Below are 23,809 nucleotides of genomic sequence, written 5' to 3'. Positions count from 1 at the left end.
GGCTGTCTGACAGGTTCACGGGAGAGATGTTCCGGGTTGCGGGACGAGGATGTCAAGACGCCGGGAATGAGAAGACTCACGGGGTGGGACGCCTGAATGCAGGCATCACACCCCGTGGCGGAGCGGTGAGGGGTCAGGCGCTGAGCGTGCCGGTGGCGAGCAGGCCGAAGAGGGCCACGCCGATGACGATCCGGTAGAGGACGAAGGCGTTGAAGGAGTGCTTGGCGACGAACTTCAGCAGCCAGGCGATGGAGGCGTAGGCGACCACGAAGGAGACGATCGTGCCGACGGCCAGCGGGGCGGCGCCCACCCCGGCACCCAGGGCGTCCTTGAGCTCGTAGAGGCCGGCGCCGGTCAGGGCCGGAATGCCGAGGAAGAAGGACAGGCGGGTGGCGGCGACCCGGTCCAGGTCGAGGATGAGCGCGGTGGACATGGTCGCGCCGGAGCGGGAGAAGCCGGGGAAGAGCAGGGCGAGGATCTGCGAGCAGCCGACCAGCATCGCGTCCTTGAAGGAGGTGTCGTCCTCGCCGCGCTTGTGGCGGCCCATCTGGTCAGCCACCCACATCACACCGGACCCGGCGATCAGCGAGCCGGCGACCACCCAGAGCGAGCCGAGCGGGCCGTCGATCAGCGGCTTGGCGGCGAGGCCCACCACCACGATCGGGATCGTCGCGTAGATCACCCACCAGGCGAACTTGTAGTCGTGGTGCACCCGCTCCTCGCGGTTCCTCAGCCCCCGGCCCCACGCGGAGCAGATCCGCACGATGTCCTTGAAGAAGTACACCAGTACGGCGGCGATGGCGCCGACCTGGATGACGGCTGAGAACCCGACGACGGACTTGTCGTCGACGGGAATGTTCATGAGCCCCTCGGTGATCTTGAGGTGGCCGGTGGAGGACACGGGGAGGAACTCGGTCACCCCCTCGACTACTCCGAGGACGACGGCCTGACCGACGGAGATGGCGCTCATGGGATCCAGTTCTGCAGAGTTTGGTCGACAGTGCTGTAGACAGTCTTACAACGCGCGGGTGCGAAGCAAGTTCTAGACCCACACCGCTTGGGCGATCGCCACCCCGGCGAAGGCCGCCCCGAGCCCCGCCGCGACGCTCGCGACGACGTTGGCGGCAGCGTAGAGCCCGGCGCCGGTCTCCGTGAGCCGCAGGGTCTCGTACGAGAACGTCGAGTACGTCGTCAGCGCCCCGCACAGCCCGGTGCCCAGCAGCAACTGGAGGTGGGGACCCGCCACGCCCGCCGAGGCCGCGCCGGTGAGCAGGCCGAGGATCAGACAGCCGGTGACATTGACCACGAAGGTACCCCAGGGGAAGACGGAGTCGCGCCTGGCCTGGACGGCGCGGTCGGTGAGGTAGCGCAGCGGAGCACCCACGACGGCGCCGGCGACGACCAACAGCCAGTTCACAACGACTTCTTACCCTTCGCGTCCGTTTTGCCCCTATAGGCGGTGCGGCCGGCGTGCCGGATGACCTCACAGTCGTCCAGGGTGCCGAGGCCCTCGGTCACCAGTTCGCCGAGCTGCGGCAGGAAGAGAGGCTTGGGGCGCCGGGTGTCGTCCTCGCCGATGTGGACGGTCAGGCGTGGGGCGCGGCCGGTCAGTCTCATCATCGCTGCCTCCAGGTGAGCACACGGCGGGTCAGGGTGGCCGTGCACCACACCGCCGCGAGGGCCGCGCACGGGGTCGCGGCGAGGTAGGCGAGGCCCACGGCGGGCCGGCCGTGGTCGACCAGTTTCTGGATGTCGACGGCGTAGGTGGAGAAGGTGGTGAAGCCGCCGAGGACGCCGGTGCCGAAGAAGGGGCGGACGAGGCGGTGCGCGGGGAGTCCTTCGGTGATCAGGACCAGGAACGCGCCGATCACCGCGCAGCCGATGGCGTTCGTCCAGAAGGTCGCCCAGGGGAATCCGCCGACTGCCGTGGGCAGGGCCAGGGCGAGTGCGTACCGGGCCGTCGCGCCGAGCGCGCCGCCTGCGGCGACCACCGCGACGACCGGTGCCTGGGTACGCCATTCCGGCCACCGCCGGGGGCTCGGCTGGACACGGGGGCTCTCGGATTGCGGGGCTGTCATGGGTCGTACGTCTCCTGTTCGGCACCGCCCCGACGGGTGCACCAGGGTACCGCCGGGCCTACCCCCCGGTCACTTCGCGGTGGGGGCGGCGCAGACCGCGACGCCGGGCTCCCAGACGCTGCCGAGGACCAGGTGGCGGCCGGTCACGCAGACGCTGGTGGCCATACGGAAGCCGGAGTGGTGGCGGGCGAGGTGGTGGACGACTCTGCCGTGGTCGTCGAGGGCCACGACGGCGACGGTGCCGGCGGGGCGGTAGGGGGCGTGTACGGCGGCTCGCGCGGCCGCCCGGCGGACGGCGGCCGGGGTGCGGTGGAAGAGGTCGAGCGGCGGGTTGCGCGGGCCGGCCAGGGCGACCCAGATCAGACCGCCGTCGCGCCACATGTTGTCGGGCATGCCGGGGAGCTCGGCGAAGAACTCGGCTCGGCCGGTCCGCGGGCCGGTGAGCCAGTAGCGGGTGAGACGGTACGCGCCGGTCTCGGCGACGATCAGAAAGGTGCCGTCGCCGCTCACGGCCAGCCCGTTGGCGAACTGGAGGCCGTCACAGGCCACTTCGGCCGTCCGGGCGCCGGGTGCCAGGCGCAGCAGGCGGCCGGTGGCGCTGTGCTCGACGATGTCGCCGATCCAGTGGTCCAGCGGGAAGCGGCGGCTGGAGACGGTGAAGTACACGGTGCCGTCGGGCAGGGCGACCACGTTGCTCGCGAACCGCAGCGGCTCCCCCTCGACCGAGTCGGCGAGGACCCGGACGACACCGTCGGCGAGGCCGACGCGCAGCAGGCCGCGCTCCGCGTCGCACACCAGCAGGTCACCGTCCGGGAGGAGTTCGAGGCCGAGCGGGCGGCCGCCGGTCCGGGCCAACTCCCGGACCCGGGCGGTGTCCGGGTCGCCGAGCCCGTCCAGGCGCAGGATGCGGCCGTCCTCGACGCCCGTCAGGACCCCGCCGTCCGGATCCGTGACCACGTCCTCCGGGCCGCGGCCGCCGATGGCGACGTAGTGGAGCGGGACGAGGCGCGCGGGTCGGTCCATGAACCCCATACTGACAGGCGGAACCGGTCTCACCAGCCCTTTTCGAAGATCCGGTTCACCTGGGCGATCCGGATCTCGTCGCGCCGGTAGTAGGTGCGGTGCCGGATGCGCCTGGTGCGCAGCAGCCCGAGCCGGGTCAGCATGCCCAGGTGGGTGCCGGCGACCTTGCGGGAGACGCCGAGTCTGGCGGCGACGGCCCGGACGGTGACGCCGTCGTCGGCGAGGTCCGTGTGACGCTGCGGTGGGAAGTGGGCCGCCGGATCCTTGAGCCAGTCCAGAATGTCCAGGCGGCTCGCGCTCTTGGAGTTCCTCAGCATGCGTCCAGCCTCCGTCCGTCCGCTGCCTCCTCGTAGTTCCTGCTCCCAGTGTTCCGCGGCCGAAGCCCCCACGTCAGGGACTCGGCGAGCCTTGTCCGAGACCGAACGGCCGTAAGAGATCGGCCGATCGGGGCCTGGACTTCGCGGCATGCCCGGACAAGGCGGAGGGGTCCGGCCGTCCCCTTGCGGCCAGGCCCCCGTCAGTGGTGGTTCAGCGGTGGCTGAACCACGCCATGGAGAACAGCGCCTTGTCGTCGTAGCCGAACAGGGCCTGGTTCTCCCGGCCGTTGCCGGAGGTGGCGTCGGCCGGGTCCCAGCCGTTGCCGGTGACGGCGGTCCGGGTCGCCTCCCAGTAGAAGACGCCGAGGCCACGGCCGTTGGGGACGGCCTCGACGATGTTCGCCACGGCGTTCATCCAGGCCAGCTGGCCGGCCGCGGTGGCCGGGTAGCCGGTGACCAGTTCGCCGCTGGTGTCGATCTGGTTCTCAGCGAGTCGTCCTGGGCGAGGGTGAACGGATAGGCGGTCTCGGCGATGAACACCGGCTTGGAGTACCGGGAGGCACATCGTCCAGGGTGGTCCGGGCGGCGGCCGGCGAGCCGTGCCAGTAGCCGTAGTACGACAGCCCGATCACGTCGTAGGGGATGCCGGAGGCCTTGGCGTTGTCGAACCACCAGCGGACCGTGGCGTCGTCGCCCGCGTTGGCCAGGTGCAGGGCGACCCGGGTGGTGCGGCGCACGTCCACCTGAGGCGCGTGGCGGTACGCAGGCGGTCAGTTTTCGAGAAGCCCTGCCGCTCCTCGCGGTCCTAGCGTGGGAACCACCGGACGGACAGTGCCGGCAGCCACACACAAGGAGCGAGAACGCCATGACCGCAGGCATCCAGACGATCATCTACCCCGTGAAGGACACGGAGCGGGCCAAGGCCCTGTTCGCCGCGCTGCTGGGCGTCGAGCCGTACGCCGACGAGCCGTACTACATCGGATTCAAGGCCGCCGGGCAGGACGTCGGGCTGGACCCGAACGGGCACGCCCAGGGCCTGACCGGTCCGACGCCGTTCTGGCACGTCACCGATCTGCGGGAGCGGCTCACGGCGCTGCTGGCGGCGGGTGCGGAGCTGGTCCAGGACGCCCGGGACGTCGGCAACGGCCGGCTGGTCGCCTCGGTGAAGGACGCCGACGGCAACATGGTGGGGCTGCTCCAGGACCCGGTGGCCTGACCGTCGCACCCCGACCTTTTACGACCCTGGCACGACTGCTTGCACCCGCACTAGTTGCACACTCAACGATTGGCCCGATCGGTGCTACGGTGCGGGTATGGCAGTCAACACGGCCGAGGCCCGGCTGGAGGAACGGTGGCGGGACATCCTGTCGGTGCACGCGCGCACGACCTGCGAGATCGACCGGGTGCTGCATCCGCACGGTCTGGGCGCGAGCGACTTCGAGGTCCTCGACCTGCTGGCCACCGAGTCGCCCGCCGAAGGTGACCACTGCCGGGTGCAGAACCTGGTGGGGCGGGTCCATCTGAGCCAGAGTGCGCTGTCCCGGCTGATCGGGCGGCTGGAGAAGGACGGTCTGGTGGAGCGGTCGGTCTGCGTCGAGGACCGGCGGGGCGTGTGGGTCGCGCTCACCCCCAAGGGCCGCGCCCTGCACGCCGAGGTACGCCCGCTGCAGCGGGCGGTGCTGGAGCGGATGCTCGAAGGTCCGGCCGACTAGAGCGCGAACTCGATGCCGTCCGGGAGGACTTCGATCCCCTCTTCGGCCAGCTGGGCGCGGGCCCGGGAGTCCGGGTCGACCAGGGGGTTCGTGTTGTTGAGGTGGATGTAGATCCGGCGGGTGCGGGGGTGGCGGGCCAGGGCGGCGAGGCTGCCGTGCGGGCCGGAGACCGGGAGATGACCCATGGCGGCCTGCCCGGGTCCGGAGCGGACCGTGGTGCCCATCTCGTCGGCGGTGAAGAAGGTGCCGTCCAGCAGGACGCAGTCGGCTTCCGCGCACAGGTCGTCGAGTGTGTCGCTCCAGGCGCCGACGCAGGGTGCGTAGAGCAGGACTCCCCCGGTGGCCAGGTCCTCGACGCGGTATGCCGTGACCCAGCGGCCGTCGGCCTCGGCGAGCGCGGCCGGGACGTACTTCGGGGCGCCGGCGCTCACCGGGTGGGCGGTCACGACCAGGCCGCCGGCCAGCACGAAGCCGCCGTCGGCCAGACTGTCGGCCCACTGCCAGGCGGTGTAACGGTCGAGTGCGCCCCAGGCGGGAGCCAGCACCGTCCGCACGGGCGGGGCCGCGTACACCTTGAGGTCCGGTGCCCCGCGCAGCACGGCCAGACCGGTGACATGGTCGGCCTCGGCGTCGGTGAGCAGCACTCCGCGCACCGGAGTCTCCCGTGGGCCCGGACCGGGCCACAGCGCCGCGGTGGCGGTGAGCTGGGCGCGGATGTCCGGGGAGGCGTTGAGCAGCCACCAGTCCCGGCCGTTGCCGGTCAGCGCGACGCACTCCTGGGTACGGGAGGGCAGCTTGCCGTCCCGGGCGGCGGCGCACAGCGCGCAGGCGCAGTTCCACTGCGGGAATCCGCCACCGGCGGCGGTGCCCAGCAGGACCACCCTCACGACGATCCGCCCCTCTCGGTCTCCCCGACCCCTGGGATCTTCCCTCAGGATGCGCCGCGCTACCCGTGGGCGGGGGGAACTTCCGGCCGTCCTTCGGGAGGCCGCCGGTCCGCCGGGCGCCGCGGCGGGATCGGTTCCGACGGGAAGTCGCGCCCGCCGGTCCACAGCGCCGGTACGGCGTCGCACCGGCGGCACAGCTCATAGGCCACGGCCTCGTAGTTGACCCGCCAGCCGTGGAAGTGCGGCCAGGCCTCCGCGGTGCCGCGTTCGGCGCGGAAGCCGGTCTTCTCCAGCATGGTCACGGCCGCCTCGAACTCGCCGTAGGTCAGCTCGATGGGGGCGTCCGGGGCCGGGTCGGTGTCGAAGGTCGCCCGTACGGAGGAGGCGATGTCGCGCAGCGCGGTGAAGCCGGCGCGCAGCACCAGCCGGGCCTCCGGTGGGGCGGCCCGTGGGGTGAGCGCGAGCTGCATGGCCGCCGCGTCCATGACGGCGATCAGGCTGACCAGCCAGCTGCGGTAGGGGCGAGGCGAACGGAACGCCAGCAGCACCGGGTAGGTGGCGTGGCTCTCCCCCATGTCCGCGGCCAGCCGCTCCCAGTCCCGGTACAGCTGGGGCAGCGCGACCTCGGTGTCGACCAGCCACTGCCGGGCCAGGATCTCCGGGCCCCAGGCGGGCTCGCCGGCCCGGGACTGGAGGAGGGTGACCTCCAGTTCGCGGCGGTTGTAGGCGGCGTACAGCGTGGGGAGGTAGGCGATCTGCAGGGCGATGACGACGGGGCCGGCGGCGGCGGCGATGAAGTCGAGCACGGACAGCCGCAGCCGGGCGCCGCTGGCGAACCCGAGGGTGAACAGGCTGGAGCCCGCCTCCCGGAACGCGTTGCTCCAGGACAGCGGGGACAGCGCGTACAGCATCAGGCCGAACCCGAGGAACGCCCCACCGAGCCAGGCGGCGAGCATGCCGATCAGCATCAGCGGAGCGAGCCAGGTCTCCGCCCGGTCGATGGCCCGGTAGCCGCCCCCGCGCGCTGAGAGGCAGAGCAGCCGGCGCAGGGCCCACCACAGCCGGTACACCAGCGCGGAGTACAGGCCCCGTGGGACCACGAGGGTACGCAGGATGCTCCGCAGGACCAGGATCAGTACCAGTCCTCCGGCCACCCCGGAGATCCATTCCATAGGGCCATTCTGGCCCGCACGGCGACCTCCTGGTGTCCGGAACCCTTCGTCAGCCCGTCGGCCGGGCCAGCAGTGTGCGCACGCCCTCCGAGGTGAGCGTCAGGGCGTGGGCCGAGCTGCCGTCGATGGCGAGCGACAGGTTGTCCTCGGGCCACTGCGACGCGAGCGCGCCCAGCGGCACCACGCGGTAGCGGGAGACCGTCGGCAGCAGACCGGTCAGCTCTCCCTCCGAGGTGAACACGGGGACGACGGGGTCGCCGTCGGGCCGTTCCAGGACGGGCAGCGCGATCATCGCGGGGTCGGCCGCCTCCGCCGCGTCGTCCGGCACCGGAACCAGCACGTCGCTGTGTGCGAGCGTGTCCAGCGCGGCACTGTCCTCGGCGTTCACGGCCAGCGTGTCGAGCGCCCGCTGGGCCGGCGTCGGAAAGTCGTCGTGTGCGGGTGTCTCCATGACAGGTCCCCAGGTAGTGGTGGTACAGGCCGCAGGGTCCGGTGATTACCGGGCGGCCACGGCACGCGTACCCGGTCGGGGCCGGGGCATGCGTCCTGATCCCGGCCCCGTCGGCCGAGGGGGTACCGCCGACCGGGTGGCGGCGGGACGGGGGGCGGTCTCGTGTGGGACGTGCTCTGCATGCCGCTGACGGCCGGCCGGGGGTGGACGGAGGGGTCATGCGGCCGGCACCGGGGTGGCCGGGGCCTGGCTCTCCTGGGCGCGGACCCGGCCGGGGCCCGGCGCCAGGGTGCCGAGGAAGCCGAGCGCCAGGGCGGCCAGGACACCCAGGTTGGCGTACGCCCAGGCGCCGGACCGGCCGCCGAGGCCGAGCGGGCCCAGCAGATACCCCTGCCAGGTCAGCCAGCTCGCGGCGGTGTTGGTGACCAGGCCCCAGCCGAGAGCCGTGGCGGCCAGGGTGAGCAGCAGGGGCCGCAGCGGTACGTCACCGTAGCGGCCGTCCGGGCGGTAGAGGTCGGCCTCGTGGTAGTCGCGGCGGCGCAGCGCGAGGTCGGCGAGCATGATGCCGCACCATGCGGCGATCGGGACGCCGAGCGTGGTGAGGAAGCCCATGAACTGGCCGAGGAAGCCGTCGGCGAAGAAGACGATGTAGACCGAGCCGGCGGTCATCAGGACACCGTCGACCAGGGCGGCCAGGTAGCGCGGCACCCGCAGGCCCGCGGAGAGCAGGGCGAGCCCCGAGGAGTAGATGTCGAGGACCGCGCCGCCGACCAGGCCGAGGACCGCGACGACGGCGAAGGGGATCAGGAACCAGGTGGGCAGGATGGTCGTCAGCGCACCGATGGGGTCGGCGGCGATCGCCTTGTCCAGGGCGTCGGAGGAGCCCGCGAGCAGGAGACCGAAGGCCAGCAGGAGGAGCGGGGCGACCGAGCCGCCGAAGGTGGTCCAGCCGATCACGCCCCGGCCGGAGGAGCCGCGGGGGAGATAACGGGAGTAGTCGGCGGCCGCGTTGACCCAGCCGAGGCCGAAGCCGGTCATCACGAACACCAGAGCGCCGACGAACTCCTGGGCGGAACCGGACGGGATCGCGCTCACCGCCGCCCAGTGGATGTGGTCGGCCACCAGCCCGACGTACACGAGGGTGAGGACGCCGGTCACCACCGTGATCACGGTCTGCAGCCGCATGATCAGGTCGAAGCCCATCACACCGCCGATCACGGTCAGCGCGCAGACCACGATCAGGGCGACCACCTCGGTCTCGGTGCCGCCGCCCCGGCCGAGCCGGGTGAAGACGGTCGCGGTTGCCATGGTGGCGAGGGCGATGAGGACGGTCTCCCAGCCGACGGTGAGCACCCAGGAGACGACCGACGGCAGCCGGTTGCCGCGGACCCCGTACGCGGCCCGGCTGAGCACCATCGTGGGTGCCGATCCGCGTTTCCCGGCGACCGCGACGAAGCCACAGAGCAGGAAGGAGACGAGGATGCCGAGGACTCCGGCGGCCACTGCCTGCCAGAAGGAGATGCCGAAGCCGAGCGCGAAGGCCCCGTAGCTCATTCCCAGGACGGAGACGTTCGCACCGAACCAGGGCCAGAACAGCGTGCGCGGGGTGCCCTTGCGGTCGGCGTCGCCGATCACGTCGAGGCCGTGGGTCTCCACCTGGAGCTGCCGGCCGGGTTCCCGTATGTCCGCCATCGTCGACCCATCCGTCCAGGTGTGTTGGCTGGAGGCTAGGTCGGCCGCTGACGGGGGTCAAGGCGGGATGACCAGGGCGGGCTCCGCTCAGCGGGCCCAGATCGGCCGCGGCGGCTGGGCGTTCGCGCAGGTGTACGCGCCGGGCATGAGCGGGCCTGCGTCCGCGTCCTGCCCCGCGGACGGTGCCGCCCGCGGGGCAGGCCTCGGGCACCCAGCGCCGGTCATCGCGCCGGACCTGGGGCTCCGTCAACTTCTGCGGACCGCAACCCGCATGGGCCACCCCGATTTGACACTGCCCGACACCCTCTCCAATCTATGATCATGACTTCCATTTTCAAAAGTAAGGGTGGCTAGCGATGCGTGTGGCATTCGTCGGCAAGGGCGGCAGCGGCAAGACCACCCTGTCGGCTCTCTTCACCCGTCAGCTGGCACGGTCCGGCGCGCCGGTCGTCGCGATCGACGGCGACATCAACCAGCACCTGGCCCACGCCCTCGGCCTCGACGAGGACGAGCTGTTCACGGCACCGCCACTGAGCGCGCGGACCGGTGAGATCAAGGACTACCTGCGCGGCACGAACCCCCGGATCGCATCCCGGGAGGCCATGGTCAAGACGACCCCGCCCGGGCGCGGCTCGCGGCTGCTGCGCCTGCTCGGCGACGACGAGGTGCACTCCCACCACGTCCAGGAGGTCGGCGGGGTGCCCGTGATGGTCACCGGGGCGTTCACCGAGAGCGACCTCGGGGTGGCCTGCTACCACTCCAAGCTCGGCGCGGTTGAGCTCTACCTCAACCATCTGGTGGACGGGCCCGGCGAGTACGTCGTCGTCGACATGACGGCGGGCGCCGACGCCTTCGCCTCCGGTCTGTTCACCCGCTTCGACATGACGTTCCTGGTGGTCGAGCCGACCCGTAAGAGCCTGTCCGTGTACCGCCAGTACCGGGATCACGCGGCCGAGTTCGGCATCCCGGTCGCCGTAGTCGGCAACAAGGTGACCGGCGCGGACGACCTCGACTTCCTGCGTGAGCGGGTGGGCGACGACCTGCTGGCCCACTGTGAGCTGTCGTCGTACGTCCGCGCCCAGGAGCAGGGCCGGGACAGCGGGGCGCTGGAGCCGCACAACTCCCGGGCCATGGACCGGCTGCGGGCCGCCGTGGACGCGCGGGGCAAGGACTGGGACGCCTTCCAGCGGCACGCCGTGGACTTCCATCTGCGCAATGCCGCCGCCTGGGCGAACGCGGCCACCGGCCAGGATCTGGCCTCTCAGGTCGACCCGGACTTCCGGCACGGACCGGCGGCCCTGCCCGCTTTCGTCTGAGACCTCCCCCGTCGTTCCGCTCGAATCCCTTTCGTACACGGCCCTTGAACAGAACAGGACACAGTCAAATGTCGCTCGACGTCTCCCCGCAGTTGCTCGCCGAAGCCGAGAACGGTGCGGTGCGGGAGGAGGACTTCGTGGAAACCGTCCGTACGTCGCTGCCGTACGCCTACCACCTCATCGCCCGACTCACCGCCGAACTGCGGGACAGCACCGGTGAGTTCGCCGACAACCAGACCCCGCCGCCGTCGGAGCGGGACCGCGGGCAGCTGCTGCGGGCGCTGTCCTCCGACGCGATCCGGGGCGGCCTGGAGCGGCACTTCGGGGTCGCCCTCGCCTTCCAGAACTGCCACCGTGTGGCGGTGTTCCCGCCCGAGGCACGGGGCGGACTGACGCACACCCGCTTCACCTCGCCGCGCTCACAGATCCTCAACCAGTCACCGGAGTTCCGCGACTGCTGAGGGGCGTGCCGGGCGCCCGTGACCGGGGGCACATTCGCCGCAGCACCGCCGGCACGGGCTCCAGGCTCCAGGCTCCAGGCTCCAGGCTCCAGGAGGACGGTGAGCAACAGGGCGCGTTCGGCGGCCTCCAACGGGTCCTCGATGCGGTCGAGTTGGTCGAGGTCGCGGGCGGCGGGGCGGGCGTAGGGCGGCAAGGTGTGGTGTGCCAGTCCAGCGGGACACCGAGGGAGCGCAGCGAGGTGGGGGTCTCGACGGGCAGCCGTAATGGAATCGGCGTGGCGGTCGAGTTCTTCGGCGCCCTGCGCCGTGGGCATCCCGCGCCGGCCGCGTCCGGCCGAGGAGCAGGCCTGAACCGCCGCCCGCACGAAGGCACCCCCGGCGCGGGTGCCTTCCTCTGTCTGCCGTCAGCCGGCCACGATCTCGGCGAACCGCTCCGCGTTCACATTGCCGCCGGAGAGGATGACCCCGATCCGGCGCGGCAGCGGCGCCACCCGGTGGGCGAGCAGCGCGGCCAGACCGCTGGCGCCGCTCGGCTCCACTACGATCTTCATCCGCTCGAAGGCGAACCGCATCGCGTCCCGGATCTGGTCGTCGCTCACCAGCGAGATGTCGTCCACCAGACGCCTGTTGAGGGAGAAGGTCCGCTCGCCGGGGATGTCGGCCGCCTGGCCATCGGCGATGGTCCTCGGCACCGGGACGGACACCCGGTGCCCCGCCTCCAGGGACCGCCGGGTGTCGTCCCCGGCCTCGGGCTCGACCCCGACGACCCGGATCCCGGGCAGCAGCCCCTTCGCCGCGGTGGCACTGCCGGCGATCAGCCCGCCGCCTCCGACCGGCACCACCAGAACATCCAACTCGCCGACCTCCTCGATGAGTTCGAGAGCGGCGGTGCCCTGTCCCGCGATCACGTGCGGATGCTCGTACGGCGGCACCAGCGCGAGTCCGCGTTCGGCGGCGAGGGCCTCGCCGATCGCGACGCGGTCGCCGGTGTAGCGGTCGTACGTCACGATCTCCGCGTCGTATCCGGCGGTCGCCTCCAGCTTGGAGCGCGGGGTGTCCTCGGGCATCACGATCACGGCGGTGGTGCCGAGTTCGCGGGCGGCGAGGGCGACGGCCTGGGCGTGGTTGCCGGAGGAGTAGGCGGCGATGCCCTTGGCCAGCTGCTCGGCGGAGAGCCGGGACGCGGCGTTGTAGGCGCCCCGGAACTTGAACGCGCCGATGCGCTGGAAGTTCTCGCACTTCAGGAAGACCTCGGCGCCGACCAGTTCGTCCAGGGTGCGTGAGCGCAGCACGGGGGTGCGGTGGGCCACTCCCTTGATCCGCACGGCCGCGTCCTGCACGTCCTGGAGGGTCACGGGCGGGGTGTCGGGCATGTTCGTCCTCCTTCTGGGCGCCGCCGGGCGCCGGATGGGCGTCGAGCACAGCCGTTCGACGCCGACCGCATGGAATGATTGTCTATCATCTGGACGTGAAGTCCAGGCCCGGTGCGGGCGGGACACGGAGGCGAGCCGATGGCACAGGAACCGACCGGCACGGCGGGCGAGGCCGCGGCGCGGGCCGAGCAGGACGCGATCATCGCCGCGCTGGCCCCGGTCGTCGACGGGATCGTGGCGACCTTCGGTGCCTTCTGCGAGGTCGTCATCCATGACTTCCGCCGCCCCGAGCGCTCCGTCGTCGCCATCGCCGGGTCGGTCACCGGCCGCGGGGTCGGCGGGTCGGTGAGCGAGATCGGCATGAAGCTGCTCGCGGCCGGGGACGCTGCGGCCGACGAGCTGAACTACCTCACCCGCACCCGGGACGGAAAGCTGGTCAAGTCCTCCACGACGGTGCTGCGCGACTCGGCCGGTACGGCGTTCGGGGCGCTGTGCGTGAACCTCGACGTCACGGCCGTGACCCAAGTACATGCGCTGATCGGCGGCCTGGCCGGAGTCGCGGCCCTGCCCGAGGCACCGCCCACCACGACGTTCGGCGACGACATCACCGCCGTGCTGGACTCGATCGTCGACGCCCGCCAGCTGCGCCAGAACAAGCCATGGCCCCAGCTCACCCGCGAGGAACGGCTGGAGCTGTTCCGCGACCTCGACCGGCAGGGAGTCTTCACGGTGCGCGGCGCGGTCCAGCAGGTCGCCGGACGTCTCGGCATCTCCCGAGCCTCCGCGTACAACTACCTGGCGGCGACCCGGACCGGCTGACCGGCGGAGCGTTCGACCAGGGCCGGCCTGTCCGGCGGATGACGGCAGCGCCGCCGGACATCCCCTGGTGACGGCTCAGCTCTTCTTGACGGCCACTCCGCCGTAGAAGCCGATCTCCGCGGAGCCCTCCGGCGGGGAGGCGTCCGGGCGCCAGAACGGGACCTGGGTAACGCCGGGTTCGACCAGTTCGAAACCGTCGAAGAACCGCTCGGCCCGGGCGCGAGGGCGCAGGTTCATGGTGGCGGTCGCGTTGTTGTAGACGGCCTGGGCGTCGCTGCGGTCGGCGAAGTCGTCCGTGGCGTGCGAGAGCACCAGGAAGCTGCCGGCCGGGAGCGCGTCGCGCAGGGTGGCCACGATCCGCTCGGGCTCCTCCGCGTCGCGGATGAAGTGCAGGACGGCGACGAGGAACAGGGCGACGGGCTGGTCGAAGTCGATGATCCGGCGGACCTCGGGGTGCTCCACGACGGACTGCGGGTCGCGCAGGTCGGCGAGGACGATGCTGGTGGTGCCGGCCCGGTTGAGCAGCGCGTCGGCGTGCGCCTTCACGATCGGGTCGTTGTCGACGTAGGCGACGCGGACGTCCGGGGCGGCCTGCTGGGCGATCTCGTGCACGTTCGGCGAGGTGGGCAGCCCGGTGCCGATGTCCAGGATCTGGCGGACACCGCTGTCGATGACGTGCCGGACGGCGCGCTGCAGAAAGCCACGGTTGGCCTGCACCGAGATCCACACCTCGGGCGCGACGGCGGCGAGTTGGTCACCGGCCTGGCGGTCCACCTCGTAGTTGTCCTTGCCGCCCAGCAGGTAGTCGTAGATCCGGGCGGGATGCGGCTTGCTGGTGTCGATCTCCACGGGGTGAATACCGTCCTGCGTCACGTGCGCTCCTCTCGACGACCGCCCCGGCCCCCCCTTGGCACACCGACGGCTGGCGTCAGCCTTCCACATCAACTTCGGTACCGGTGCATTGAGTTCCCGCCACGGCCCGAACGGCCCGTCCAACTCGTCCGCAGCGCCTTGACCGTGGCATCTTCGGGTCGGGTGACCGGGTCGCGGTCCGGCTCACCACGCGGGGCACGCACCAGGGCGAGTTCCGGGGTGCTCCAGCCACCGGCCGGGCCGTCGAGTACTCCAGCACCGAGCTCTACCGGATCGCCGACGGCCTGCTGGCCGAGGAGTGGATCGCCTCGGACATGGAGACGCTGATGAGCCGGCTCAGCGGATCCGGGGCACCGCACCCGGATGCGTGACCCCGGCCACCTCCGGCCGTCTGTGCGGAGTCGCCTGACAGGGGCCGACCTGACTACCATCTGGCCCAGGTGTCCGGGCAGGTGACCCGGTTTGGTTGGGGGTTTCTCATGGTTACTGGTCGTGTGGTGCGGTTCGACAGCACGCGCGGGTACGGGTTCATCGCTCCGGACGGTGGCGGAGAGGACGTCTTCCTGCATGTGAACGACATGCAGATGCCGGAGTCGTACGTACGCCCGGGCGTGGCCGTGGAGTTCGAGATCGAGAGCGGCGAGCGCGGGCCGAAGGCGTCCGGTGTCCGGCTCGCCCGGGGAGCCGACGTCCGGACGCTCGGCCCGGACGACGACTCGCTGTGCGATCTGCTCAGCGCGGACGAGTTCACCCGCGAGGTCACCGAGACTCTGCTGGCGTCGGCGCCCACGCTCACCGCCGAGGAGATCGTGCGGGTCCGGGGCGCGCTGGCCCAGTTCGCGAAGAACCACGGCTGGATCGAGGGCTGACCCGCTCGCGGCGGGCGCGGCCGGCTCACGCGTCGCGGGAGCGGAGCAGCCGTCCGGCCGCCGTGAGAGCGGCGACCGCCCGGAGGGCCAGGGCGACGTTCGGGAGGACGAACAGCAGGGCCGGGGCGACACCGATCGCGGTGGCGGGGAATCCGTACGACCGGAGCCGGGCCCAGGCTCAGCAGGCCGGCCAGGACCAGGCGGAGGACCGAGCCGACCGCGGCCCGCAGGGTCGGTTCGTCGGCCGACGACAGCAGGGGACCCTCTTGTGCGCGCCGTGGACGGCGACATGGAGGCCGGGGTACGGCAGCGCCTCGTGCACGCCGTCGCCGGGCGGTCGCCGGCCATCTGGGAGATGGACACCATCAACCCGGCCGACGACCCCGAGCACTGCCCGCCCGCCGTGGCCTGGCTGATGACGCCGCACCAGGCGGGGCGGGTGCACCGGCTGCGGCTCTTCCACCCCCGGCCGCTGCGGACCATGGAGTCGCTCCCGGTGCTGTTCGGTGCCGGCCCCCGGCCGGCACCGGCACGCCGTCAGGACGCGAACGGCACCTGCGCCGAGGGAACGTCGCTCCTCCCGAAGGGATGCCGCCACAGCCCCTCCTGGGCGAGGCGAGGCAGAACCCCTTCGCCGAACCAGTACGCCTCCTCCAGATGCGGATACCCGGACAGCACGAACTCCTCGATGCCCAGCGCCGCGTACTCCTTGATCCGCGCGGCGACCTCCTCGTGCGAGCCGACCAGCGCGGTACCCGCGCCCCCGCGCACCAGCCCGATGCCCGCCCACAGGTTGGGGTGGATCTCCAGCGCGTCCCGTCGGCCGCCGTGCAGCGCCAGCATCCGCTGCTGCCCCGCGGACTCACTGCGCGCGAGCCCCGACTGCACCGACCGTACGGTCTCCGGATCGAACCCGTCGAGCAGCCGGTTCGCCTCGGCCCAGGCCTGCTCCGAGGTGTCCCGGGTGATGACATGCAGCCGGATCCCGAACCGCGGTGTGCGCCCCTGACTCGCCGCCAGCCCCCGGATCCAGGCGATCTTCTCGGCGACCTGCGCCGGCGGCTCCCCCCAGGTCAGATACACATCCACATACCGGGCCGCGACCTCCCCGGCGGCCGGCGAGGACCCCCCGAAGTACACCTCGGGAACCGGATCCGGCACCCGGGCCAGCTTCGCGTCCTCGACCCGAAGGTGCTCCCCCTTCAGATCGACGGCCTTGCCCTCCCACAACTGCCGTACGATCTCAAGGAATTCACCGGTGCGGCGGTACCGCGCGTCCTTGTCGAGGAAGTCGCCGTAGGCCCGCTGCTCGTGACTCTCGCCGCCGGTCACCACATTGAGCAGCAGCCTTCCCCCCGTCTGCCGCTGGAACGTGGACGCCATCTGCGCGGCGAGCGTGGGCGAGACGAAGCCCGGCCGGAAGGCGACCAGGAACTTCAGCCGTTCGGTGTGCTGGCTGACCATGGCCGTGGTCAGCCAGGCGTCCTCGCACCAGGCGCCGGTAGGGGTGAGCGCCCCCACGAAGCCGAGGTCCTCGGCGGCCTTGGCGATCTGGCTCAGATAGGCGACCGTCGGTGGCCGGTCCCGGCCGGAGGCCGTCGCCGGGGTGCCGTGGCCGCCGCCGACGACATAGCGGCTGTCCCCGTTGGTGGGCAGGAACCAGTGGAAGGTGAGGGACACGAGGGGTCTCCGATCGAGAGGGGCCTGAGGCCGTCACAACAGGCCGTGGCGGGGCGGCAAGGTGCCGCTGAGCACGTACCGGCCGATGTGCTGGAGCTTCCAGCGGGCCGGATCGTGCAGGGTGTGGGTGCGGGCGTCCCGCCAATACCGGTGCAGATTGAGGGAGTTGAGCGCGGAGCGGGTCCCGGACACCTCGAAGAGCGCCCCGGCGACGGCCACGGCCGCCTCGGCCGCCTGCACCTTCGCGGCGGCCACTGCGATGGACGCCTCGGCGGCCGACTCGTCGGTGAGCCGGGCTCCCGCCGCGTCGACCGCGCGGGCCGCCTCCCGCAGCAGTGCCTCGGACGCCCTTACCCGGAGGGCCAGTTCACCGAACCGCTGGATCAGCAACGGGTCCTCGGCGGCGGTCTCCGCCCCGCTCTCGAACCACGGCCGGCTCTTGGTCCGCACGAACTCCGCCGCCTCGGCCAAGGCCGCGCCGGCGATCCCCACGTCGATGGCGGCGTGCAGCAACTGGGCCACCGCGCCGTGGAGTTGCGGTCCCTGGAAGGTCAGGTGGTGGGGCAGCACGCGGTCGGCAGGCACGGGAACGCCGTCCAGCCGGACCGTCCCGCTGGCGGTCGTACGCTGCCCCATGCCGTCCCAGTCGTCGACGACGGTGAGACCGGGCGCGTCCCGGGGCACGTACGCGACGTGCAGGTTGTCGTCGTCGGCGCGGGCGAGGACGGGGATCCAGTCGGCGAAGAGGGCGCCGGTGGAGTAGTGCTTGACGCCCCGCAGCACATACGACCCGTCCGCCGCGCGCTCCAGCCGGGTCCGGATGTCCTGGACGTGCTTCGTCCCCGCCTCAGACTGCGCGTTCCCGAGACGACTGCCCGCGAGCAGCTCCGCGAAGAAGAACTTCCGCTGTTCCTCAGTTCCCTGACGGCGTATCACATTGACGTACACGAAGTGGCTCTGCGGAATCTGCGCCAGGCTCCCGTCGGCGGAGCCGAGCAGCCGGAAGACCTCGGTGGCGGTGACGGCGCGGACATCGGCGCCGCCGTACTCGGCGGGCACGGTCACGCCCAGCAGGCCCGAGGCCGACAGCCGGTCCAGCTCGGCCCGGGGCAACCGGCGTTGGGCGTCCCGCTCGGCCGCTCCGGCCCGGAACTCCTCGGCCAGGGCCGCCGCCACGGCGAGGGCCTCGGTGTCGTCGGCGATGACATGCGCGGTCATCGGTTCAGCCCGCCGCGGCGAGGACGGGCCGACGGCCGAGCGCGGCCGAGAACTGGTCGACGATCGGGGTGAGCGCCTCGACGACGGCCGGTGCGAGGGCGAGCGTGCCGTCCTCGCGTACGGTGATGTCCTTGTCGAGGGTGAACCAGCCCTGGACTATATGGGCGGCGCCCATGGAGCTCAGCACCGGGCGGAGCGCGTAGTCGATGGCGAGGACGTGCGCGATGGAACCACCGGTGGCCAGGGGCAGCACGGTCTTGCCGGTGAGCGCGTACTGCGGGAGCAGGTCCAGGAGGGCCTTGAGCACACCGGAGTACGACGCCTTGTAGACCGGCGTGCCGACGACGATCCCGTCGGCGCGGGCGAACAGCTCGGTCGCCTCGACGATCGCCGGGTGCCGGAAGTCGGCGCCGAGCAGGGCGTCGGCGGGGACGGTGCGGACGTCGAGCTGGATGACCTCGTGGCCGTGGGCGGTCAGCCGCTGGTCGAGGTGGCGCAGCAGGCGGGCGGTGCGGGAGGAGGCGGAGGGGCTGCCGGATACGGAGAGGACGGTGGCCATGGGACTGCCTCTTTCTGGGAGCCCGGGCGCCCGTGCGGGACGGGCGCCCGGCGGGGAGCGGTCAGGAGTACCAGGTGGGCTCGGGCAGTTCGCCTTCGAGGACCCAGCGGCCGACCTCGCGCCGCTTGTAGGCGACGGGGTCGTGGAGGGTGTGGGTGCGGACGTTGCGCCAGAAGCGGTCCAGGCCCTCGGCGGTGGCCGTGGCGCGGGCGCCGGTGGCCTCGAAGATCCGGTTGCCGGTCTCTAGGGCGACATCCGTCGCGCGGGCCTTGATCGCGGCGACCCGGACCTCGAAGGCGCCGCGCGCCTCGGGGTTGACAGCGTCCGGGTCGTCGTGCAGTTTCTGTCCCTCGGCGGCGACGGCGTCGGCGAGGGCCTCGGCCGCCCAGAGCTTGGCGGTCAGATCCCCGTAGGTGTCGATGACGTACGGCTCGTCGACCGCGCGCTCGTGGCCGCCGTGCAGCCAGGCACGGGACCTGGTCCGGGTGTACGTCGCCGCGGTCTCCAGGGCGCCGGCCGCGATGCCCAGGTAGAAGTTGACGAAGACCAACTGGATGGTGGGGACGTTGAGGGTGTTGTAGACGCGGGGCCGGAACTCCTTGTCGACGTACCCGGCGGCCGAGGACCAGGGGGTGCGGACGCCGTCGAGGGTAACGGAACCGCTCTCGGTGAGCCGCTGGCCGATGTTGTCCCAGTCGTCGTGGAAGGTCAGGCCCTCGCTGTCGGAGGGCACGATCGCGAAGACATGCCGGTCGGTGCCCTCGAAGACGCCTTCGAGGACGGTGACGTCGGAGACCCTGCTGCCGGTGGAGAAGGACTTGCGGCCGGTGAAGACCAGGTCGTCGCCGTCCTCGGCGACGACCACGTCCTGGTCGCGCGGGTTGACCGCGCCACCGAAGAACCACTGGTTGCGGGCGGCCTCGGCCTCGACGTGCTCCCACTGCTCTCGGGTGCCGACCAGCCGGGCGGCCCAGTTCCACAGGTAGTGGTAGCCGAGCAACTGGCCGATGGAGCCGTCCGCCTTGGCGACCTCGCGGACGACCCGGTAGGCGGTGGGCCAGTCCTGGCCGGCGCCGCCGTGCTCGGTGGGGCCGAGCAGGGTGACCAGGCCGGAGTCCTTGAGGAGCCGCACCTCGGCGTGCGGGGTGGCGCCGGCCCGGTCGCGGGCGGCGGCGTCGGTGGCGAGGACCGCGGCGACCTCGGCGGCGCGGGCGATCCACTCGTCGGCGGTCGTGGGGGCGGGGCGGGTCTGCCAGTCGGCGGGCGTGACGGTGCTCATGCTGCGGTGACCTCTTTCGCTGTGGGGGGGGGCGGTCAGGCGTGGGCCGGGGCGGACTCGGGCTCGTTGTCCGGGAGCCCGGCCTCCAGTTCGCGGACCAGGGGCAGCACGCGCTTGCCGAAGTACTCGACCTCCTCGTGGTAGTGGAGGAAGCCGAGCAGGAAGAGGTCGACGCCGAGCTTCTTGTAGGCGACGATGCGCTCGGCGATCTGCTCGGGGGTGCCGATCAGCCCGGTGCGGAAGCCGTCGTTGTACTGGACGAGGTCCTCGAAGGTGGAGTCCTGCCACATGCCCTTGCCGTCGGCGGTGGACTGCCCGGCCTGCTTCACGGCGGCGCCGAAGCCCTCGACGGCCTCACCGTCCGCCTTGGCGATGATCTCGCGGAGGGTGTCGCGGGCCTCGGCCTCGGTGTCGCGGGCGATGAGGAAGCCGTTGAGGCCGAACCCGGGCGCCGTACGGCCTGTTTCGGCAGCGGCCTTGCGGACGTCGTTGATCTGCTCGACGACCCCGTCGAAGTCCTTGCCGTTGGAGAAGTACCAGTCGGAGACCCGGCCTGCCATGGCGCGCGCGGCGGTGGAGTTGCCGCCCTGGAAGATCTCCGGGTGCGGGCGCTCGGGGGTGTTGAGCGGCTTGGGCTTGAGGGAGAAGTCCCGCAACCGGTAGAAGTCACCGGCGAGTTCGGTGTGGTCCTCGGTCCAGATCTGGCGCAGGGCGCGGATGAACTCCTCGGCACGGCGGTAGCGTTCGTCGTGCTCCAGCCAGGGCTCACCGAGCGCGGTGAACTCCCCCTTGAACCAGCCCGATACGACGTTCACGGCGAAACGTCCGCCCGAGATATGGTCGGCGGTGGCGCCGAACTTGGCGAGCACGCCCGGGTGCCAGAGACCGGGGTGGATCGCGGCGATCACCTTCAGCCGCTCGGTGGCGAGCAGCAGCGCGAGGCTGAAGCTGGTCGACTCGTGCTGGTACTCGGCGCCGTAGCTGGCCATGTAGCGGACCTGGCTGAGCGCGTACTCGAAGCCGTTGTTCTCGGCGAGGACGGCGAGTTCGCGGTTGTAGTCGTACCCCCAGTCCGTGCGTTGCTCGATCTTGCTGGTGACGAGTCCTCCGCTGACGTTGGGGACCCAGTAGGCGAATTTCAAGGGCGCGGCGGGCATGCGGAACTCCTGTTGCGAGGTGTCGCGAGCTTTTCGGGCACGCCGGAATTCAAAGGGTGCCGGGCACGCTGAAATTCGCGGGCACGGTGAATTCAGGCGGGAAAAGGAGAGGAAGACGGCGCGGCGGATCCTGGCGTGGTGATCAGGCCGCGGCGCAACAGGAGGCGCTGGAGACGCGCGCGAGGTCGACGTGGCGTCGCCGCGTGAGGTCCAGTCGCATCTTCATGCTGTCGATGGTCGCAGCCGCCGCCGAGAGCCGTCAAGGAAAACCCGACCGTTCTCGTATCGCGGACCATTGAATTTCACGAACGTGTGACAGGGAAACCCTTGAACGCGTCCCGAAAGGCCGCGCATTCTGCTGGGGTGCGGACCGAACAGCTGGAATACATTGCGGCCGTGACCCGGCTCGGCTCGCTGCGCCGGGCGGCTGACGAACTGCGTCTTTCACAGCCCGCGCTGAGCGAGACCGTGCGGAATCTGGAGCGGGAGCTGGGTGTCGACCTGCTGGAGCGCAAGCGCACCGGGGCGACGATGAGCGCGGCCGGGCAGGAGCTGATGCCACGCATCGTCGATGTGCTGGAGGCGGTGGACCGGCTGCGGGTGGCGGCGGGCGAGCAGCACCGCATCAGCCGTATGGTGCGCGTCGGCACGGTCAACGCGGCGACCGTGCCGCTCCTCATCCCGGTGCTGCGGGACTTCCGGGCCACGCATCCGGTCACCCAGGTCGAGGTGGTGGGCGCACAGCAGACGGAGATCCACCGGGGCCTCGCCGAGGGCGGTTTCGATCTGGGGCTGGTGAACCACCTCGACGGCGACGATGTGCCCGCCGGCTTCGAGGCCACCGAACTGCTGCGCGGGCGGCCGGTGGTGTGCGTACGGCCGGACAGCCCGCTCGCCGGCCGGGCCGAGGTGTCCGCCGACGATCTGCTCACCGTGCCGCTGATCGCCATGCGCACGGGCTATGTGATGCACCGCTATGTGCACCGGCTGCTGGCGGGCCGCGCACCCGCCTTCTCGTACTCGACCGACGGCGCCGAGATGGGGAAGCTGATGGTCGCGGAGGGGCTCGGGGCGACGGTGCTGCCCGACTTCAGTGTGGTCGGGGACCCGCTGGAACGCGAGGGGACGATCGTGTGCCGGCCGCTGTGCGGCGACCCCACCCCGGTGGTGCTGATGCTCCAGCGCCGACGCGCCGAGTCGGTGCCGCGGGCGGCGCGGGATCTGCACGAGACGTTCGTGCGCCGGGCACGCGACCTGGGCGGGCACCTTCCGCGCCGCCCCTGACCGCGACGGCTCCGACACGTTGCACGCACAGGCGGACCGGCCGGAACCGCCGGCACCCTGGGTGTCCGGAAACGCGCCGGCGATCGGTCGTCCAGGGCGCCGGACGAGGCGCCCTGGACGACCGATCGCAGCTGGCCGCCTCCTGACCGGGCGGCGCACCGAAAAGGTCGCGCCGGCCGGCTCACGAGCGAGGTGGAACCCCTCACGGACGAGGGTCGTTCACCGCCGCACGTGGGGCGGTCGGCTCCGGCGGTGTCCCTGGCGCACGCTCGACGACGGACGCGCCGTCCTCGTGGGGTGCGGTCGTGGACGCCGGCCGGTCGGTGACGGCAAGCATGACGAGACAGCCGATGAACGGGCCGGCGGCCAGGGCGAGGAAAGCCGCGCTGAAGGAGCCGGTCGCCGAGAACACCATGCCGACGACGACGGGGACGACCACGCTGCCCAGCTGCCAGGTGGCATTGGCGATACCGGAGGCGGAGCCCGTCACCGAGGACGGAACCAGCCTGGGTACCAGGGCGACGACCAGAGGCGTCCACCCGTAGGCCGCGGCGCCCAGCAGCGGAGCCAGCCAGATGAGCGCCGTCGAGTTGCCGAGTTCACCGAAACACACCAGCGTCACGGCGAAGACGGCGAGGATCGCGGCGGTCGGGCCCCGGCGGGCGCCTCCGAAGAAGCGGTCCGTGACGAAGCCGACGACCGGTTTCACGGCGATGGCGGAGACGGCGAAGACGGACACCACCAGGCCGGCCCTCGCGGAGTCGATTCCGTGCCCTTTGATCATCAGGGCGTTCGCCCAGGTGACGAACCCGTACAGACCCCAGAAGCCGCCGAATCCGGTCACGCAGGTCAGGACGAGACTGCGGTTGCGTACCAGGGCGCCCAGATCGAGCCTGCGTCCACGACGGCCGGCGCCGGACTTGTCCGTGTCGCCGGTGTCGAGCATCGGGCCCGAGCGCACCAGGAAGAACAGCACTACGGCCAGCACGATGGAGATGAGCCCGAACAGGCGGTAGGAGGCGTGCCAGCTGTATCTGGCGATCAGCCCGGGGACCACGGTGTTGGCTGTCGCGGTGCCCAGGGAGGTGGCCGTGGTGAACAGCCCCAGCGGCAGGCCGAGGCGGGTCGAGGGGAACCAGCTGGTGATGAGCCGGACGCCGGCGGAGTAGTCGGCGCCGGCGAAGAGTCCGACGAGCGCCTGGAGCGCGATGCCGGCCGTGGCCGACGTCGTCGAGCCGAAGGCGGTCATGCCCAGACCCGCCCCCAGCAGGGAGCCGGTCAGCAGGATGCGGCCGCCGTAGCGGTCCACGCCCAGGCCGCCCAGGGCGTTGGAGATGACGTAACCGACGTAGTAGGCGGTGGCGAAGGCGCCGAGGCCGGCCAGCGGAACGGCCAGGCTCTCACCGACGAAGACCGAGGCCGGACCCCAGGTGGAACGGTCGATGGAGGTGAGGGTGAAGGAGACCCAGCAGCCGATCAGGACGACCCAGCGGTACGGCGACAGTTGCCGGTGCTCGGGCGGCTGGGCAGGTTTGTGTGACGACAGGTTCATCGTTGAACCTCCGTGAGTATGGATGCGGGGACGTGGT

27 protein-coding genes and 1 pseudogene are annotated in these 23,809 nt (G+C 71.6%); 8 read left to right on the top strand and 20 right to left on the bottom strand.

Translation table 11 applies throughout. From position 1 onward, the window contains the following. Positions 1-133 precede the first annotated feature (133 nt). The 7 genes and pseudogenes from ABZ396_RS14145 to ABZ396_RS14115 all read right to left on the bottom strand — a co-directional run. Positions 134-970 carry an undecaprenyl-diphosphate phosphatase gene (locus ABZ396_RS14145; RefSeq protein WP_358923550.1) on the bottom strand — a complete coding sequence of 279 codons (837 nt, stop codon included), beginning with the start codon at positions 968-970 and terminating at the stop codon, positions 134-136. Between the two features lie 72 nt (positions 971-1,042). Beyond that, entirely contained in the window at positions 1,043-1,417 is a 375-nt protein-coding gene (gene crcB, locus ABZ396_RS14140) for a fluoride efflux transporter CrcB (protein WP_358923552.1), read from the bottom strand. Further along, positions 1,414-1,620 carry a hypothetical protein gene (locus tag ABZ396_RS14135; protein WP_358923553.1) on the bottom strand — a complete coding sequence of 69 codons (207 nt, stop codon included), beginning with the start codon at positions 1,618-1,620 and terminating at the stop codon, positions 1,414-1,416. Before ABZ396_RS14135 ends, crcB (ABZ396_RS14140) begins: the two co-directional genes overlap by 4 nt. Continuing rightward, positions 1,617-2,078 (bottom strand): fluoride efflux transporter CrcB, encoded by a 462-nt coding sequence (gene crcB, locus ABZ396_RS14130; protein ID WP_358923555.1) that lies wholly within the window; start codon positions 2,076-2,078, stop codon positions 1,617-1,619. Before crcB (ABZ396_RS14130) ends, ABZ396_RS14135 begins: the two co-directional genes overlap by 4 nt. 69 nt (positions 2,079-2,147) lie before the next feature. Continuing rightward, on the bottom strand, positions 2,148-3,101 hold the full coding sequence (locus ABZ396_RS14125; protein WP_358923557.1) for an SMP-30/gluconolactonase/LRE family protein: 954 nt from the start codon (positions 3,099-3,101) through the stop codon (positions 2,148-2,150). 29 nt (positions 3,102-3,130) lie between these two features. Then, positions 3,131-3,418 (bottom strand): winged helix-turn-helix domain-containing protein, encoded by a 288-nt coding sequence (locus tag ABZ396_RS14120; RefSeq protein WP_358923559.1) that lies wholly within the window; start codon positions 3,416-3,418, stop codon positions 3,131-3,133. A gap of 211 nt (positions 3,419-3,629) precedes the next feature. Next, a pseudogene (locus tag ABZ396_RS14115) lies at positions 3,630-4,146 on the bottom strand (glycosyl hydrolase 53 family protein); the annotation flags it as partial. Positions 4,147-4,283: 137 nt separating this feature from the next. Here ABZ396_RS14115 and ABZ396_RS14110 point away from each other — a divergent pair. Beyond that, entirely contained in the window at positions 4,284-4,634 is a 351-nt protein-coding gene (locus ABZ396_RS14110; protein ID WP_358923561.1) for a VOC family protein, read from the top strand. A 97-nt stretch (positions 4,635-4,731) separates the two neighbouring features. Next, a complete protein-coding gene (locus tag ABZ396_RS14105) occupies positions 4,732-5,130 on the top strand; it encodes a MarR family transcriptional regulator (protein WP_358923562.1) in 399 nt (132 codons plus the stop codon). Here the strand turns inward: ABZ396_RS14105 and pqqB are convergent. From pqqB to ABZ396_RS14085, 4 genes are all read right to left on the bottom strand, one after another. After that, positions 5,127-6,017: a pyrroloquinoline quinone biosynthesis protein PqqB gene (gene pqqB / locus ABZ396_RS14100; protein WP_358923564.1), complete on the bottom strand. Its 891-nt coding sequence runs from the start codon at positions 6,015-6,017 to the stop codon at positions 5,127-5,129. The genes ABZ396_RS14105 and pqqB overlap by 4 nt on opposite strands. A 59-nt stretch (positions 6,018-6,076) precedes the next feature. Further along, positions 6,077-7,189 (bottom strand): hypothetical protein, encoded by a 1,113-nt coding sequence (locus ABZ396_RS14095; protein ID WP_358923565.1) that lies wholly within the window; start codon positions 7,187-7,189, stop codon positions 6,077-6,079. A 49-nt stretch (positions 7,190-7,238) separates the two neighbouring features. Beyond that, on the bottom strand, positions 7,239-7,640 hold the full coding sequence (locus tag ABZ396_RS14090) for an SseB family protein (RefSeq protein WP_358923567.1): 402 nt from the start codon (positions 7,638-7,640) through the stop codon (positions 7,239-7,241). A 216-nt stretch (positions 7,641-7,856) separates the two neighbouring features. Then, positions 7,857-9,332, bottom strand: coding sequence for a cytosine permease (locus tag ABZ396_RS14085; protein WP_358923568.1), 1,476 nt, complete (start codon positions 9,330-9,332; stop codon positions 7,857-7,859). Positions 9,333-9,688: 356 nt separating this feature from the next. Here ABZ396_RS14085 and ABZ396_RS14080 point away from each other — a divergent pair, with 356 nt between their 5' ends. Next, on the top strand, positions 9,689-10,648 hold the full coding sequence (locus tag ABZ396_RS14080) for an adenylyl-sulfate kinase (protein WP_358923570.1): 960 nt from the start codon (positions 9,689-9,691) through the stop codon (positions 10,646-10,648). Between the two features lie 68 nt (positions 10,649-10,716). After that, a complete protein-coding gene (locus ABZ396_RS14075) occupies positions 10,717-11,109 on the top strand; it encodes an SCO5389 family protein (protein ID WP_358923572.1) in 393 nt (130 codons plus the stop codon). A 404-nt stretch (positions 11,110-11,513) separates the two neighbouring features. Here the strand turns inward: ABZ396_RS14075 and ABZ396_RS14070 are convergent, their stop codons facing one another. Further along, a complete protein-coding gene (locus tag ABZ396_RS14070) occupies positions 11,514-12,482 on the bottom strand; it encodes a threo-3-hydroxy-L-aspartate ammonia-lyase (RefSeq protein ID WP_358923574.1) in 969 nt (322 codons plus the stop codon). A 138-nt stretch (positions 12,483-12,620) separates the two neighbouring features. Between ABZ396_RS14070 and ABZ396_RS14065 the strand changes: the two genes are divergently transcribed. Then, on the top strand, positions 12,621-13,301 hold the full coding sequence (locus ABZ396_RS14065) for a PAS domain-containing protein (RefSeq protein ID WP_358923575.1): 681 nt from the start codon (positions 12,621-12,623) through the stop codon (positions 13,299-13,301). 75 nt (positions 13,302-13,376) lie between these two features. On the opposite strand, the gene ABZ396_RS14060 is transcribed toward ABZ396_RS14065, so the two are convergent. Further along, entirely contained in the window at positions 13,377-14,174 is a 798-nt protein-coding gene (locus ABZ396_RS14060) for an SAM-dependent methyltransferase (RefSeq protein WP_358923577.1), read from the bottom strand. 149 nt (positions 14,175-14,323) lie between these two features. Here ABZ396_RS14060 and ABZ396_RS14055 point away from each other — a divergent pair, with 149 nt between their 5' ends. Continuing rightward, positions 14,324-14,545 carry an ester cyclase gene (locus ABZ396_RS14055; protein ID WP_358923594.1) on the top strand — a complete coding sequence of 74 codons (222 nt, stop codon included), beginning with the start codon at positions 14,324-14,326 and terminating at the stop codon, positions 14,543-14,545. A gap of 108 nt (positions 14,546-14,653) precedes the next feature. Further along, on the top strand, positions 14,654-15,043 hold the full coding sequence (locus tag ABZ396_RS14050; RefSeq protein ID WP_352221831.1) for a cold shock domain-containing protein: 390 nt from the start codon (positions 14,654-14,656) through the stop codon (positions 15,041-15,043). Between the two features lie 537 nt (positions 15,044-15,580). On the opposite strand, the gene ABZ396_RS14045 is transcribed toward ABZ396_RS14050, so the two are convergent. The 6 genes from ABZ396_RS14045 to ABZ396_RS14020 all read right to left on the bottom strand — a co-directional run bounded on the left by ABZ396_RS14045 (position 15,581) and on the right by ABZ396_RS14020 (position 21,156). After that, positions 15,581-16,723 carry an LLM class flavin-dependent oxidoreductase gene (locus ABZ396_RS14045; RefSeq protein ID WP_358923579.1) on the bottom strand — a complete coding sequence of 381 codons (1,143 nt, stop codon included), beginning with the start codon at positions 16,721-16,723 and terminating at the stop codon, positions 15,581-15,583. 33 nt (positions 16,724-16,756) lie between these two features. Next, on the bottom strand, positions 16,757-17,941 hold the full coding sequence (locus ABZ396_RS14040; protein WP_358923581.1) for an SfnB family sulfur acquisition oxidoreductase: 1,185 nt from the start codon (positions 17,939-17,941) through the stop codon (positions 16,757-16,759). A 4-nt stretch (positions 17,942-17,945) separates the two neighbouring features. Continuing rightward, positions 17,946-18,500, bottom strand: coding sequence for an NADPH-dependent FMN reductase (gene ssuE, locus ABZ396_RS14035; RefSeq protein WP_358923583.1), 555 nt, complete (start codon positions 18,498-18,500; stop codon positions 17,946-17,948). Positions 18,501-18,561: 61 nt separating this feature from the next. After that, on the bottom strand, positions 18,562-19,779 hold the full coding sequence (locus tag ABZ396_RS14030) for an acyl-CoA dehydrogenase family protein (RefSeq protein ID WP_358923585.1): 1,218 nt from the start codon (positions 19,777-19,779) through the stop codon (positions 18,562-18,564). A gap of 35 nt (positions 19,780-19,814) precedes the next feature. Further along, a complete protein-coding gene (gene sfnG / locus ABZ396_RS14025; protein WP_358923586.1) occupies positions 19,815-20,936 on the bottom strand; it encodes a dimethylsulfone monooxygenase SfnG in 1,122 nt (373 codons plus the stop codon). Between the two features lie 142 nt (positions 20,937-21,078). Further along, a complete protein-coding gene (locus tag ABZ396_RS14020) occupies positions 21,079-21,156 on the bottom strand; it encodes a putative leader peptide (protein ID WP_350786652.1) in 78 nt (25 codons plus the stop codon). Positions 21,157-21,299: 143 nt separating this feature from the next. Here ABZ396_RS14020 and ABZ396_RS14015 point away from each other — a divergent pair, with 143 nt between their 5' ends. Continuing rightward, complete coding sequence (locus ABZ396_RS14015; RefSeq protein ID WP_358923588.1) at positions 21,300-22,220, top strand: LysR family transcriptional regulator; 921 nt, start codon at positions 21,300-21,302, stop codon at positions 22,218-22,220. A 202-nt stretch (positions 22,221-22,422) separates the two neighbouring features. Here ABZ396_RS14015 and ABZ396_RS14010 read toward each other — a convergent pair whose 3' ends face one another. After that, positions 22,423-23,772 (bottom strand): MFS transporter, encoded by a 1,350-nt coding sequence (locus ABZ396_RS14010; protein WP_358926687.1) that lies wholly within the window; start codon positions 23,770-23,772, stop codon positions 22,423-22,425. Between the last annotated feature and the right edge of the window lie 37 nt (positions 23,773-23,809).

This window comes from Streptomyces sp. NPDC005866, from assembly GCF_040629895.1.
In the GTDB taxonomy this organism is placed as follows: Bacteria; Actinomycetota; Actinomycetes; order Streptomycetales; family Streptomycetaceae; genus Streptomyces.
The sequence above is the reverse complement of the archived record's forward strand: the minus strand, read 5'-3'. Positions and strand labels throughout refer to the sequence as shown.

Excerpts from the sequence above, each read along its gene's own strand:
- ABZ396_RS14145 (WP_358923550.1), bottom strand. The coding sequence starts at position 970 with ATGAGCGCCATCTCCGTCGGTCAGGCCGTCGTCCTCGGAGTAGTCGAG.
- ABZ396_RS14120 (WP_358923559.1), bottom strand. The coding sequence starts at position 3,418 with ATGCTGAGGAACTCCAAGAGCGCGAGCCGCCTGGACATTCTGGACTGG.
- ABZ396_RS14125 (WP_358923557.1), bottom strand. The coding sequence starts at position 3,101 with ATGGACCGACCCGCGCGCCTCGTCCCGCTCCACTACGTCGCCATCGGC.
- ABZ396_RS14020 (WP_350786652.1), bottom strand. The coding sequence starts at position 21,156 with ATGCGACTGGACCTCACGCGGCGACGCCACGTCGACCTCGCGCGCGTC.
- ABZ396_RS14080 (WP_358923570.1), top strand. The coding sequence starts at position 9,689 with ATGCGTGTGGCATTCGTCGGCAAGGGCGGCAGCGGCAAGACCACCCTG.
- ABZ396_RS14090 (WP_358923567.1), bottom strand. The coding sequence starts at position 7,640 with ATGGAGACACCCGCACACGACGACTTTCCGACGCCGGCCCAGCGGGCG.
- crcB (WP_358923555.1), bottom strand. The coding sequence starts at position 2,078 with ATGACAGCCCCGCAATCCGAGAGCCCCCGTGTCCAGCCGAGCCCCCGG.
- ABZ396_RS14010 (WP_358926687.1), bottom strand. The coding sequence starts at position 23,772 with ATGAACCTGTCGTCACACAAACCTGCCCAGCCGCCCGAGCACCGGCAA.
- sfnG (WP_358923586.1), bottom strand. The coding sequence starts at position 20,936 with ATGCCCGCCGCGCCCTTGAAATTCGCCTACTGGGTCCCCAACGTCAGC.
- ABZ396_RS14095 (WP_358923565.1), bottom strand. The coding sequence starts at position 7,189 with ATGGAATGGATCTCCGGGGTGGCCGGAGGACTGGTACTGATCCTGGTC.
- ABZ396_RS14040 (WP_358923581.1), bottom strand. The coding sequence starts at position 17,941 with ATGACCGCGCATGTCATCGCCGACGACACCGAGGCCCTCGCCGTGGCG.
- ABZ396_RS14110 (WP_358923561.1), top strand. The coding sequence starts at position 4,284 with ATGACCGCAGGCATCCAGACGATCATCTACCCCGTGAAGGACACGGAG.
- ABZ396_RS14070 (WP_358923574.1), bottom strand. The coding sequence starts at position 12,482 with ATGCCCGACACCCCGCCCGTGACCCTCCAGGACGTGCAGGACGCGGCC.
- ssuE (WP_358923583.1), bottom strand. The coding sequence starts at position 18,500 with ATGGCCACCGTCCTCTCCGTATCCGGCAGCCCCTCCGCCTCCTCCCGC.
- ABZ396_RS14065 (WP_358923575.1), top strand. The coding sequence starts at position 12,621 with ATGGCACAGGAACCGACCGGCACGGCGGGCGAGGCCGCGGCGCGGGCC.
- ABZ396_RS14050 (WP_352221831.1), top strand. The coding sequence starts at position 14,654 with ATGGTTACTGGTCGTGTGGTGCGGTTCGACAGCACGCGCGGGTACGGG.
- ABZ396_RS14105 (WP_358923562.1), top strand. The coding sequence starts at position 4,732 with ATGGCAGTCAACACGGCCGAGGCCCGGCTGGAGGAACGGTGGCGGGAC.
- ABZ396_RS14135 (WP_358923553.1), bottom strand. The coding sequence starts at position 1,620 with ATGATGAGACTGACCGGCCGCGCCCCACGCCTGACCGTCCACATCGGC.
- ABZ396_RS14085 (WP_358923568.1), bottom strand. The coding sequence starts at position 9,332 with ATGGCGGACATACGGGAACCCGGCCGGCAGCTCCAGGTGGAGACCCAC.
- ABZ396_RS14075 (WP_358923572.1), top strand. The coding sequence starts at position 10,717 with ATGTCGCTCGACGTCTCCCCGCAGTTGCTCGCCGAAGCCGAGAACGGT.
- ABZ396_RS14030 (WP_358923585.1), bottom strand. The coding sequence starts at position 19,779 with ATGAGCACCGTCACGCCCGCCGACTGGCAGACCCGCCCCGCCCCCACG.